10 protein-coding genes are annotated in these 12111 nt (G+C 64.0%); 4 read left to right on the plus strand and 6 right to left on the minus strand.

Annotated elements, in window-relative coordinates:
- Nucleotides 1-25 precede the first annotated feature (25 nt).
- From HD842_RS00190 to HD842_RS00205, 4 genes are all read right to left on the minus strand, one after another.
- Nucleotides 26-1261: a polyhydroxyalkanoate depolymerase gene (locus HD842_RS00190; protein WP_183549357.1), complete on the minus strand. Its 1236-nt coding sequence runs from the start codon at nucleotides 1259-1261 to the stop codon at nucleotides 26-28.
- Between the two features lie 247 nt (nucleotides 1262-1508).
- The gene (locus HD842_RS00195) at nucleotides 1509-2606 is read right to left on the minus strand and encodes an NAD(P)/FAD-dependent oxidoreductase (RefSeq protein WP_183549364.1); all 1098 of its coding nucleotides are present in this window, start codon (nucleotides 2604-2606) and stop codon (nucleotides 1509-1511) included.
- A gap of 120 nt (nucleotides 2607-2726) precedes the next feature.
- Nucleotides 2727-3050: a ferredoxin FdxA gene (fdxA, locus tag HD842_RS00200; protein ID WP_183549368.1), complete on the minus strand. Its 324-nt coding sequence runs from the start codon at nucleotides 3048-3050 to the stop codon at nucleotides 2727-2729.
- 279 nt (nucleotides 3051-3329) lie between these two features.
- Nucleotides 3330-4703 carry a hypothetical protein gene (locus HD842_RS00205; protein WP_183549370.1) on the minus strand — a complete coding sequence of 458 codons (1374 nt, stop codon included), beginning with the start codon at nucleotides 4701-4703 and terminating at the stop codon, nucleotides 3330-3332.
- A gap of 177 nt (nucleotides 4704-4880) precedes the next feature.
- Between HD842_RS00205 and HD842_RS00210 the strand changes: the two genes are divergently transcribed.
- Entirely contained in the window at nucleotides 4881-5159 is a 279-nt protein-coding gene (locus HD842_RS00210; protein WP_183549374.1) for a polyhydroxyalkanoic acid system family protein, read from the plus strand.
- Between the two features lie 17 nt (nucleotides 5160-5176).
- On the opposite strand, the gene HD842_RS00215 is transcribed toward HD842_RS00210, so the two are convergent.
- Entirely contained in the window at nucleotides 5177-5431 is a 255-nt protein-coding gene (locus HD842_RS00215; RefSeq protein WP_183549378.1) for an acyl-CoA-binding protein, read from the minus strand.
- Between the two features lie 182 nt (nucleotides 5432-5613).
- Nucleotides 5614-5970 carry an FKBP-type peptidyl-prolyl cis-trans isomerase gene (locus HD842_RS00220; protein ID WP_183549381.1) on the minus strand — a complete coding sequence of 119 codons (357 nt, stop codon included), beginning with the start codon at nucleotides 5968-5970 and terminating at the stop codon, nucleotides 5614-5616.
- A gap of 140 nt (nucleotides 5971-6110) precedes the next feature.
- Between HD842_RS00220 and HD842_RS00225 the strand changes: the two genes are divergently transcribed.
- The 3 genes from HD842_RS00225 to HD842_RS00235 all read left to right on the plus strand — a co-directional run bounded on the left by HD842_RS00225 (nucleotide 6111) and on the right by HD842_RS00235 (nucleotide 12088).
- Entirely contained in the window at nucleotides 6111-6989 is an 879-nt protein-coding gene (locus HD842_RS00225; protein WP_370660764.1) for an EI24 domain-containing protein, read from the plus strand.
- Nucleotides 6990-7361: 372 nt separating this feature from the next.
- Complete coding sequence (locus tag HD842_RS00230; RefSeq protein WP_221290030.1) at nucleotides 7362-10688, plus strand: transglycosylase domain-containing protein; 3327 nt, start codon at nucleotides 7362-7364, stop codon at nucleotides 10686-10688.
- Nucleotides 10685-12088 carry a TAXI family TRAP transporter solute-binding subunit gene (locus tag HD842_RS00235; protein WP_183549384.1) on the plus strand — a complete coding sequence of 468 codons (1404 nt, stop codon included), beginning with the start codon at nucleotides 10685-10687 and terminating at the stop codon, nucleotides 12086-12088. The genes HD842_RS00230 and HD842_RS00235 overlap by 4 nt, the downstream gene beginning before the upstream one ends.
- Nucleotides 12089-12111 lie beyond the last annotated feature (23 nt).

The raw sequence follows: 12111 nt of genomic DNA on the forward strand, positions 1-12111 counted from the left end.
ATGGCATTGTTCATTCAGCGGTCGCTTATTTGTTGTCGCGGATGAATTGTGTGATCTTCGGACACACGATCTCGCGCCAGCGGCGGCCCGAGAAGATGCCGTAGTGGCCAGCTTTCTCGACGACGAACGCCTGTTTTTTCTCGGCCGGCACGCCACTGCACAGATCGTGCGCAGCGCTGGTCTGGCCCAGCCCCGAGATATCGTCCAGCTCGCCTTCGACGGTGAGCAACGCCACCGTTTTGATGTCCTGCGGGCGCACCAGATTGCCGCCGACATTCCACGTGCCTTTTGGCAGGCTGAAGTCCTGGAACACGGTCTTGATCGTGTCCAGGTAGTACTCGGCGGGCATGTCGAGCACGGCGTTGTATTCGTCGTAGAACTGGCGGTGCGATTCGGCTGAATCGTCGTCACCCTGCACCAGATGCTGGTAAAACTCGCGGTGGCTCTGGGCGTGGCGGCCCGGGTTCATCGCGATGAAACCGGCGTGCTGCAGGAAGCCCGGATAGACCTTGCGGCCAAAGCCCGGGTAATTGCCCGGCACCGAATAGATCACGGTGTTCTCGAACCACGAGAACGGCTTTTCGACGGCCAGGTCGTTGACGGCGGTGGGCGATTTGCGCGGATCGATCGGACCGCCCATCATCGTCATCGTCTTCGGCAGTTTGGCGTCCTTCTCGCTTGCCATCAGCGCGATCGCGGCCAGCACCGGCACGGTCGGCTGGCACACGGAAATCACGTGCACGTCCGGGCCCAGGTGGCGGATGAAGTCCTGGACGTAGAAGATGTAATTGTCGAGGTGGAACGGGCCATCGGACAGCGGCACCATGCGCGCGTCGGTCCAGTCGGTGATGAACACGTCATGGTCGACCAGCAGCGCCTTGACCGTGTCGCGCAGCAGCGTGGCATGGTGGCCGGACAGCGGCGCGACGAGCAGCACGGTCGGCTGGGCGAGGGCGGCGATGCCGGCGTCGGGCAAGTCCTTCTTGAAGTGCAGCAGGCCGCAGAACGGCTTTTCGAGCACGATCTCTTCGACAATACCGACTTCTTCGCCCTTGATCGTCGTGGTCTTCAAGCCGAAGGCCGGCTTCTGGTATTCCTTGCCCAGGCGGTACATCAGCTCGTATCCGGCGGCGATCCGCTGCGAAAACGGGGTGTGTGCAAACGGCGAGACGGGATTGGAAAACATCTTCGACGACGCCTCAGCCCACTGCATGAGTGGGGTCAGGAAGGAGCGTTGCATTTCGTGCAATTGGTAAAGCATAAATAAATCCTTCTATTAACTGCGCGCGCCGCAAAAGATTTGCGTTGAAGCTTCAACGATTATAGGGGATTTGCTTTTGGCTTGTGGAAACCTGAGCGGGCCTGATGCTGAAGCATGCTGCACTTGTAGCATATTTACCCGTGCGCGCTTCGTTGGGCATCCCACATAAAACAAAACGCCCCGCGATGCGGGGCGTTTTAACGGGACGTTGTCGTTGCGATGTTACTGAACGACGGTGACCGGCTGTTTAGTCGAAGACTGGCGTCTCGACGCCGAGGATCTTGTGCAGCTTTGGCGACGTGGTCGTGTACTGCATGTGGATCTTCTTGTCCGGGAAGATGTAGGGTGCAGCGCCGAACGCAGCCAGTGCCGCTTCGTGGAAGCCCGACAGGATCAGCTTTTTCTTGCCCGGATAGGTGTTGATGTCGCCGACGGCGAAGATGCCCGGGACATTCGTCTCGAACTTCTCGGTGTCGACCACCTTCAGCTGCTTGCGCTCGATGTCCAGACCCCATTCGGCGATCGGGCCCAGTTTTGGCGACAGGCCGAAGAACACCAGCAGCATGTCCAGCGGGACGCGGCGGGTCACGCCGTCGGCGCCGGTGACTTTTACTTCGGTCAGCTTGCCGTCTTTTTCATCGAAGCCGGTGACCTGGCCGGTGATCAGCTGCATTTCGTATTCGTCGCACAGCGCCTTTATCTTGGCCACCGAGCTTGGGGCCGCGCGGAAGTCGTCACGGCGGTGCACCAGCACCACGGACTCTGCCTTGCCGACGAAGTTCAGTGCCCAGTCGAGCGCCGAGTCGCCGCCGCCGCAGATGACGATGTTCTTGCCGTCGAAACGTGCCGGATCCTTGACACGGTAGAACAGCTGTTCGTTTTCGAACTTGTCGATCGCGTCGACCTTGATCGTGCGCGCCTGGAACGAACCGACGCCGGCAGCGATGAAGATGGTCTTGGTGATGAACTGGGTACCGGTCGACGTCTCGACATTGAACCGGTTGTCTTCACGGCGCTGCACGCCGGTGACTTCCTGGCCCAGGTGGAACGTTGGCTCGAACGGCTCGATCTGCTTGAGCAGGTTGTCGGTCAGTTCCTGGCCGGTGCACACCGGCACGGCCGGAATGTCATAGATCGGCTTGTCCGGATACAGTTCCACGCACTGGCCGCCGACAGCTGGCAGCGAATCGATGACGTGGGCCTTGATTTCGAGCAGGCCCAGTTCGAAGACCTGGAACAGGCCGACCGGACCGGCGCCGATGATGACGGCATCGGTCTCGATGGCGCCGGCGAACGAACTGTTGGGAGCGATGCTGCCCGCTTCGTGGGTGGCACTGATAGTCATGCGCTTAAATCCTGTGATGTTTGAATGGTGAGGCGAGGGCGGCCAGAGCCGCCACGCGTAACGCCCGCGCGACCGGTGCCGGCGCACAACAGCCGGCGCGACGGCGACCTGACCGCCCGATCAGCGAACCAGTTGGTCGAGTTTGTCCGTGACGTCTTTCCACTTGTCGGCCTCTGGCAGGGCGGCCTTCGTCTTGGTAATCGACGGCCAGAAGCGCGACAGATCGGCATTGATCTTGATGAACTGCTGTTGATCGCCGGGCACGTCTTCTTCGGCAAAGATTGCATTCACGGGGCACTCGGCGACGCACACGGCGCAATCGATGCACTCGTCGGGATCGATGGCGAGGAAATTCGGGCCTTCCCGGAAACAATCTACCGGGCATACATCGACGCAGTCGGTGTAACGACAGCTGATGCACGATTCGGTGACAACGTGGGTCATAACAGTCCTATCAGTTGGTGGGGTGTCGCATTGCCGGGCGCACGAGGGCCGGCCGGACAAGACAAAGCACTGTATTTTAGGGCAATTCGGGTTTTCTCACAAACTCGCTTATATACACAATGGACATAAGCAAATGACGAGCGGTACCGCACGGGCGTGCGGTTCGCGCACGGGTGCGGCGTCAGGCAGCCTGGCGCAAGGGTACCAGCTGATTGTGCCATTCGCTGCCGCCGATGGCGGTGCGTGTGCTGACACTCATGCTCATGCTCATGCTCATGCTCACGCGCGCAGTGACGCGTCGGCTTCCAGGTCAGCTGGGGAAGTGGGCAGTGTAGGCAGGCTGAGGCCGCCCGGACCGGCGTTGCCGGGTTGGGTAGACCAGCGGGCACTGAGGCAGGCGGCGTCTTTGTATTCGGGCAAATGCATGGTACCGCAGCAGGCGTGCCGGTCTTGCCGGGCGCCAGGGGCATCGCACACGCAGGCAGCCAGCGGCGCGCCGGGCAGGTACACCTCTTCGGTTGTGCCGGCTGGCAATGCGCCGGTCTCGACCACTTCGCGCCGGCTGAACTGGTTGCGGATGAAACCGCCATACGCAGCGGGCTTGCCATCGGCCGCGACCACCACCAGCATGCCGTTGACGACGTCAGCGAACGTGGCGGCGGTATCGGGCGCGCCGATCAGCGCGCGCAGCAGCACGCCGCCCAGGTAGGCCGCCACCCGGTGCAGCACGGCCGCGTCGTCTTCGCGCTCGGGGTTGCGCTCATGGGCGAACAGATCGGCCAGCACGTCGTACACGGCGCCCGTAAACACCTGGGAAATGGCGTGCACTTGGGTGCCCACCTGGCTCAGGCGCAGGTCGTTGTCGGCATTGCGCAAGCCGTTGCGGTTGCCCAGCGCCAGCCCGAACTGCTCGGCGACGTCGCTCAGGAAGGAGGTGTCGTGCAGATTGGCCTTGGTCTGGGCGACGAGGGCTTCGCACTGATCGAACTGCGACAAGGCCAGAAACACGGCAGTGAGGTCGCCGAACGATTCGTGCAGGCCGCCCGTCTGGGGCGGGGCGTCGGCCTGCAGCCAGCGCGGCTTGATGCCGTCGAGGATCGCGTGGGCGGTTTCATGCGAGACGATATCGAACGAGCGGCAGGTGAACACACGCCCGGCGCCACCGGCGGGGACGAAGTCGCCGAACTTCAGGCAACCCTGGGTGCGGCTGTAGAACGCGTTCATGATGTCGGGTAGACCGTGCGGGAAGACGCGCAGCGGGCTGCTGTCGATGCTGCTGTTCCACTGCCATGGCAGCGGCATGGCGACGCCGGCTGTTGCCAGCACGCGCTGGTACATGGTCAGGGTCTGGCGCACGACGGCAAAGGTGTGCACGGCGTCGAACTGGGGCGTGTCGGCCTGGGTGACGAAGTCGCCGGCGGCGTTTGGTTCGACCTGCTCGATGCCGGGCACGCCGGGCGCGATGCGGGCGTCGCGCGGGCCAGCCAGCACGGCGCCGGGTAAATACGCCGTGCGGGTGCCGATGGCGCCCACCGACGGGTCTTGCTTCCACATCAGCACGCGGGCGCCAAAGGCTTGCGGCAGCGGCTCGGCATCGACGGGCGGGTCGGGGTCGGGCGGCGCCTCGTGCGGTTGCTGGAGATGCATATCCATGAAGGCTCCTCGCGTCATGATGGCGTTCGCTTTCATGGTCGCGCGCCATGACGGGCACGCTTTGAGACGCGTCAATTGCGGCGTGACGAATGCATCAGTTCTAGCGAACTCTGGCATACGACCGCGTCAACTGGCATCATGGCGGATTGTTCGCAATATTTAGGAAGGAATGTCCCGATGGCGGAAATCAGCATCGTCCAGCAACACACCCTGAGCCCGGCTGCGGCGCGTACGGCGGCCGAGCAAGTGGCGCAGCGTATTGCGACGGAATATGGACTGGCATGCCAGTGGGATGGCGACGTGCTGCGCTTTGAGCGCAGTGGCGTGGAGGGAGCATTGACGCTGGAAGACCAGCAGGCGGCGATGCGGATCAACCTGGGATTCTTGATGGGCGCCTTCGCGCCGGCCATCGAGGCCAAGGTGGCGGAGAAGATGCGCAAGACCTTCGCCGCCTAGTACATTGATTCGTTGAATCAGCCTTTCAGCTCTTCGATCAGATCGATGTATTGCTGCTGGGCTTCTTCTTGTGACGTGCCGGCCAGACCCGCCCAGGCGTCGAACTTGGCGCGTGCCACGAAATCGGTCATGCCCGGACGCTCGCCGGTCGCGTCGCCGCTCGAACCCTGCTTGTACAGCGCATAGATCTTCAGCAAGGTCATATTGTCCGGACGCTCCGACAGATTCTTCGAATCGAGCTGGGCCTGGGTGAATTGTTCTTGGACGCTCATGGAAACTCCTGTGATGGTGGGTTGCAGTCTTGTCGCTCGGACAAGGCGGCAGGCATCTTAGCGCAGGAGGTGAGGGCGACCCGGGGATTGCGTCGTACTTTAGAGGGGAACTTCAAATGCGGTGCAATACCTGCCATGCGCCGCCGGAGAGGCGGCGCATGGCAGTGAAGCGATGCTGCGGCTTAGACAGCCAGCAGGTCGACGTCGAAGATCAGGGTGGCGTTTGGCGGAATGACACCGCCGGCGCCGCGCGCGCCATAGCCCAGGGCTGCAGGGATGGTCAGGCGACGCGAGCCGCCGATTTTCATGCCTTGCACGCCTTCGTCCCAGCCGCGGATGACCTGGCCGGCGCCGAGTGCGAACTCGAACGGATCGCCACGGTCTTTGCTCGAATCGAACTTGGCGCCGAGGCTGCCGTCGTCGTTGCGCAGCCAGCCGGTGTAGTGCACGGTGACGTGCTGGCCAGCCTTGGCCTCGTCGCCGGTGCCGGTGACGAGTTCTTCGTATTGCAGGCCAGAATCGGTAGTGATGGTGGACATGGTCTTCCTTGTTGTTCAGATTGAACGGCGATTGTAGTGCATGGGTCGGGAAACCGCCATTGTCCGGGCCAGCCGTGCGCCCGTTGCAGCCCGGCGCGCTCCCGTAGAATGCGCTCTTGACCTTCCAAACTGGAGTAGCCATGCCGCATGCCGACAGCGCGACCGTGATTCCGAGGATCGCCCCGATGAAGGGTGTCCTGCTTGCCTGGCGGCGCGCCCTGCGCTCGCAGTTCAGCGGCCGCATGCTGTTGCTCTCGCTGGTCCCGCTGCTGCTCTCGCTCTCGCTGTGGGGCGTGGCGATGTGGCTGGGCCTGCAGCCGCTGCTCGACTGGCTGCATGGGCTGTTTACCGACTACGGCGGTTTTGATGCAAGCAACAGCATGCTGGGCATGGTCGGGCTGGGCATGCTCAAGGTCATGGTCGTGCCGCTGCTGGCGATTGCCTTGCTGCTGCCCCTGATGATTGCCTCGAGCCTGCTGTTTATGGGCATCGTCGCAATGCCGGCCATCGAACGCCACGTGAGCGGCCGTCACTTCCCCGCGCTCGACAGGAAAGAGGGCGGCTCGTTCGTCGGCAGTCTGGCCATCAACGTCGGTAGTACGGCCGTGTTCGCGCTGCTGTGGCTGTTCACGCTGCCGCTGTATGCCATCCCGCCGCTGGCCTGGCTGGTGCAGGCCGGCCTGTGGGCCTGGGTCACGTCGCGCGTGATGAGCTACGACGCGCTGGCCGCGCACGCCAGCGGGGCCGAGCGCCAGGTGCTGATGCGCACCTGCCGTCCGGCGCTGCTGACGATCGGCCTGGTCTCGGGCCTGGCCGGTGCGCTGCCCGGCATCGCGTGGATGGGCGGGGCGGTGATCTCGGTCGTGCTGTTCCCGGTGCTGGCGCTGGTGTCGCTGTGGCTGTACATCATGCTCTTTTTGTTTGCCGGGCTCTGGTTCCAGTACTACTGCCTGCAGGCACTGGCGGAGCTGCGCGCGCAGCAGCTTCCAGCACATCCCGGCGCTGACGCGTCCATTTAAATCAGTGGTGCGCGGTGCACCGGCACCGTGTCGGGCGCGTTAACCGCCAGCGTCGACCGTGCATACGGCGCTTGATGCGTTGCTGCCAACAGTCGTGACGCACGGGCATCGCTTGCGGTCATGCCATTTAACCAACCCGTTGTTTTTTTGCGAAAATATTCCGGTATAGGGCGATTTGTTAAACGGTATCTCGCGTCTATCTTATTGATGTGGTGGAATATTACCTATGGACGGGGCGATCTGGAGTGGGATTGCACTGCTGAAATTTGTGAACTAACAGACACCACAATCACTCGAACGGACCAGCAGCAATAGATGGCGAGCAGGTTGGCGGGGGTTGCAAGCGTTTTGATTCGGACCGGTTAAGCCATCATGGAAAGTATTCGTCGCCTCGTGCGACCAAACAATGTATTCGGCAAGCGCGCCGCCACCTCGCGGAGCGAACCGACCATGGACGGCGCAGTTGCTGCGCCAGTCGTCGCCGCAGCCGGTGCTGCAGCGTCGGGGGCGTCTGCGTCCCCGTCCGTGCCGGATTCGGCGGGTGACGTTCCCCTGCACGATGCCTTCCCGCACCTGGCCGACAACGGTCATGGCGGCGGCGGACCGGGCGACCCGTCCGGCGGGCCGGATGGCTCGCCGCCGGCGCCGCGCAAGCGCCGCTGGAAGCTCTGGCTCGCCCTGATCGGCTTGCTGCTGGTCGCGGCTGCGGCCGCCTGGGCCGTGATGGAAACCCGCACCTCGCGCCTGCAGTCGAAAATCTTCGCCGACATGGCCAGCGAACTCACGTTCCGCATGGCCAATGGCCCGAGCGATTCGATCCGCTTCCCGGCTGCCAGCCCATACGACACCCGGCTCGGTTACGCCGGCCTGCCGAAATACCTCGAACGCCTGCAGACGCGCGATTACGCGATCGCGTCGCAGGCGCGCATCTCGCCGCAGATGGTCAAGATGGCCGATCTCGGCCTGTACGCCACCTACCACGAGAAAACCAAGGTCGGCCTCGAGATCCTCGATTGCCGCGCCCAGCCCCTGTTCACGTCGCGCTTCCCCGAGCGCTACTACGATAAATTCGACGCCGCGCCGTCGCTGCTGGTGCAAAGCCTGCTGTTCATCGAAAACCGCGAACTCCTCGACGCGAGCCACCCGCGCCGCAATCCGGCCGTCGAATGGGATCGCTTCTCCAAAGCGGTGTTCGACAAGACACTGGCCAGTGTCGGCCTGGGCGGCGACGGCCGCGTGGCCGGTGGCAGCACGCTGGCCACGCAGATCGAAAAATACCGCCATTCGGCAGAGGGCCGCACCGGCTCGCTGACCGACAAGATCATCCAGATGGCCTCGGCCACGCTGCGCGCCTACCAGGACGGCGAAGACACCACGGGTTCGCGCCGCCAGGTCGTGCTCGACTACCTGAATACGGTGCCGCTGTCGGCCAAGCCCGGTTACGGCGAAGTCAACGGTATCGGCGACGGCATGTGGGTCTGGTACGGCCGCGATTTCGCCAAGGTCAACGCGATGCTCAAGGGCCCGATGACGAGCCCGGACGCCGTGATGGCCTATAAGGAGGCGCTGTCGCTGATGATCGCCCAGCGCCGCCCGGCGTATTACCTGGGCGCCGGCGAGAACGACCTGGAAACCCTGACCAACAGCCACCTGCGCGTGCTGACGCAGCAGGGCGTGATTTCGCCGCAACTGCGTGACGCCGCCCTGAGCGCCAACCTGAAACCGGCGCTGCACACGGGCGTGGCACCACCACCGGCGGACGCGTTCGTCTCGCGCAAGGCGGCCAATGCAGTGCGCAATCACGTGGGTTACCTGATCGGCGACGCGCGTCTGTACAACGTCGACCGTCTCGATCTGTCGGTGGTCTCGACCCTTGACGGCAATGCCCAGCAAGCTGTCACGACCGCGCTGCGCAAGCTGTCCGACGCCGAACACGCGAAAGAAGCCGGCCTGACCGGCAAGGGCATGCTGGGCAACGGCGATCCGGCGCAAGTGGTCTACAGCTTCACGCTGATGGAGCGCGGCGAGCACGTCAACTACCTGCGCGTGCAGACCGACAACTACGACCAGCCACTGGACATCAACGAAGGCGCCAAGCTCGACCTGGGTTCGACCGCCAAGCTGCGTACGCTGGTAACCTACCTCGACATCGTCGACCAGCTCCACAAGCGCTTTGGCGCGATGGACAAGATCGGCCTGATGGGCGTCGAAGTCGATGCGAAAGACCGTATGTCGCAGTGGGGCCTCGACTACTTCCGCACATTGCCTGATGGCGCTGACCGCAGCCTCAAGCCCATGCTCGACGCTGCCATGGCGCGCAAGTACTCGGCCAATCCGGGCGAGCGCTTCTTTACGGGCGGCGGCGTGCACACGTTCGGCAACTTCAGCAAGCTCGACGACAGCCGCATCATGGACGTGAACCAGGCGCTGCGCAGCTCGACCAACCTCGTGTTCGTGCGCATGATGCGCGACGTCGTGCGCTACTACATGTTCCAGTTGCCGGGCTCGTCCGCGCAACTGCTGGCCGACGCTGACGATCCGCGCCGCGCCGCCTATCTGGCGCGCTTTGCCGACAATGAAGGCAAGGTCTTCATGGCCAAGTTCTGGAACAAGTACAAGGGCAAGACGCCGCAGGAAGTCGAGACGCTGCTGTTCTCCAGCGTGCGCCCGCTGGCTTCCAAGCTCGCTGCGGCCCACCGCACCGTGGTGCCGAACGCCACGCTGGCGCAGTTTGGCGCGTTCATCGATGCGTCGGTCCCGGCCAGCAACGAGATCGATCCCGACCGCATCCCGAAACTGTACGAGACCTACGATGTCCGCAATATGTCGCTGGCCGACCGCGGCTACGTGGCGTCGGTGCACCCGCTCGAACTGTGGCTGGTGAGCTATCTGCGCACGCATCCAAAAGCGACCTGGTCCGAAGTGACGGCCGCCAGCGTCAAGGAGCGCCAGGAAGTCTACCAATGGCTGTTCAAGACGCACCGCAAGCACGCACAGGACAACCGCATCGCTGGCCTGCTCGAAGTCGAAGCGTTCCTGAAGATCCACGCGCAGTGGAAGAAGATGGGCTACCCGTTCGACTCGCTCGTGCCGTCGTACGCGACCACGCTGGGTGCTTCGGCTGACCGGCCGGCCGCGCTGGCCGAGATGATGGGCATCATCGTCAATGGCGGCGTGCGCAAACCGATCGAGCGCATCGATTCGCTGCACTTTGCCAAGGCCACGCCATACGAAACGCTCGTGCGCCGCAACAAGGGCGGCGGCAAGGAACAAGTGCTGGCGCCCGAAGTCGCGCGCGCCGTGGCCGACGCCATCCAGGGCGTGGTCTCGGACGGTACCGCCAAGCGCGTCAAGACCGCTTTCCAGCAGGCCGACGGCAGCATCATCGCCGTGGGCGGCAAGACCGGTACCGGCGACCAGCGCTTCGATGTGTATGCCCGTGGCGGCCGCCTGATCGAGTCGCGCTACGTGAACCGGTCGGCAACGTTCGTGTTCAACATCGGCGAACGCTTCTACGGCAGCATGACCGCGTATGTGCACGGGCCGCAGTCCGAGAACTATGACTTCACCAGCGCGCTGCCGGTGCAGCTGCTCGTCACGCTGGCGCCAAGCCTGATGCCGATGATCGAGCCGCCGGTCGCGCCGGCGCCCGTGCCTGGCCAGGCCGTCGCCGCCGCGCCGCGGCAGTGCGTGCGTTGAGGCCAGGGCAGGATATTCCGGGCGCGCCAGTCAAGGGGCTGCGCGCCCGCCTGCAGAACTTCAGCATCGTCTCGCTGCGCGATCTGGTCGTGGCCACCGGCCCGACGATCCTGATGGTCGCGGCGGCCGTGGTGCTCGCCTACTGGTGGGTCGACCCGGCGCCGCCGCGCACGCTCCGGCTGGCCACGGGCCAGGAAAATTCCGCCTACGAACAATTTGGCAAGCAATACGCCAGCGTGCTGGCGCGCGATGACATCAAAGTCACGCTGAGCGGTACCCTCGGCTCGCAGGACAATCTGCAGCAGTTGCTGGCCGGGCAGGCCGATGTCGCATTCGTCCAAAGCGGCTCGACCGACGACAAGACAGGCAACGCCGACAGCGTCGAGCGGCGCGGCCTGGTCTCGCTGGGCAGCCTGTTTACCGAACCCGTGTGGCTGTTCGTGCGCGACGAAGCGAAGGTCACGCGCCTGCCGGATCTGCGCGGCAAGCGCATCAATCTGGGGCCGGAAGGCACGGGCGTGCCGCGCCTGGTGCGCCAGCTGCTCGACGCCAACAATATCGCGCCGGGTGCCTTGACGATCAGCGACCTGGCCAACACGCCGGCCACCGTTGAATTGCTGGCCGGGCGCATCGACGGCCTGGTCTTCAGCTCGGCGCCCGAAGCGCCGCTGATCCAGATGCTGCTGCAAACGCCGGGCATCCGCCTGTTCGATTTTTCGCAGGCCGAGGCCTATACGCGGCGCCTGCCGTTTTTGACGCACGTGGTGCTGCCGCGCGGGATCGTCGACCTGGGCCGCAATATCCCGAACCAGGATTACCATCTGATCGCGCCGACCGCCACGCTCGTCGCGCGCGAGGAAATCCATCCGGCGCTGGTGGGCCTCCTGGTCAAGGCGGCGACCGAAATCCATGGCGGCGCTGGCTGGTTCCAGCAGCAGGGGCAGTTCCCGTCGCCGAAATACACGGAAATCCCGGTCGCACCCGAGGCGGCGCGCTACTACCGCGATGGCCCGCCATTCATGCAGCGCTATATGCGGTTCTGGCTGGCCAACCTGGCCGAGCGGCTGTGGGTCGTCGTGGTGGCGCTGACGGCGCTGTTGATTCCGCTATCCAAGATCGTGCCGCCGATTTACGTCTGGCGCGTGCGCTCGCGCGTCTACCGCTGGTACGGTGAGCTGCGCGCCATCGAACAGTCGCTCGAGGAGAGCGGGGCCGATGCCACCGACGCGGTGCGTAAGGAGTTGCTGGGCCGGCTGGACGGGCTGGAAGACCGCGTCAACCATATCTCGGTGCCGCTCGCTTATGCGGATGAGCTGTACCGCCTGCGCAGCCACATCCACCTGGTGCGCGAGCGGGTGCGTGGCGTGCACGAAGAGCAGGCAGCCCAGCCGTTGGCGTGATCATTTCTCTTTGAAATTGGCCG

Source organism: Massilia aurea, assembly GCF_014200505.1.
In the GTDB taxonomy this organism is placed as follows: Bacteria; Pseudomonadota; Gammaproteobacteria; order Burkholderiales; family Burkholderiaceae_D; genus Telluria; species Telluria aurea_B.

Coding starts and splice junctions, on each gene's coding strand:
- HD842_RS00190 (WP_183549357.1), bottom strand. CDS start 1,261: ATGCTTTACCAATTGCACGAAATGCAACGCTCCTTCCTGACCCCACTC.
- HD842_RS00195 (WP_183549364.1), bottom strand. CDS start 2,606: ATGACTATCAGTGCCACCCACGAAGCGGGCAGCATCGCTCCCAACAGT.
- fdxA (WP_183549368.1), bottom strand. CDS start 3,050: ATGACCCACGTTGTCACCGAATCGTGCATCAGCTGTCGTTACACCGAC.
- HD842_RS00205 (WP_183549370.1), bottom strand. CDS start 4,703: ATGGATATGCATCTCCAGCAACCGCACGAGGCGCCGCCCGACCCCGAC.
- HD842_RS00210 (WP_183549374.1), top strand. CDS start 4,881: ATGGCGGAAATCAGCATCGTCCAGCAACACACCCTGAGCCCGGCTGCG.
- HD842_RS00215 (WP_183549378.1), bottom strand. CDS start 5,431: ATGAGCGTCCAAGAACAATTCACCCAGGCCCAGCTCGATTCGAAGAAT.
- HD842_RS00220 (WP_183549381.1), bottom strand. CDS start 5,970: ATGTCCACCATCACTACCGATTCTGGCCTGCAATACGAAGAACTCGTC.
- HD842_RS00225 (WP_370660764.1), top strand. CDS start 6,111: ATGCCGCATGCCGACAGCGCGACCGTGATTCCGAGGATCGCCCCGATG.
- HD842_RS00230 (WP_221290030.1), top strand. CDS start 7,362: ATGGAAAGTATTCGTCGCCTCGTGCGACCAAACAATGTATTCGGCAAG.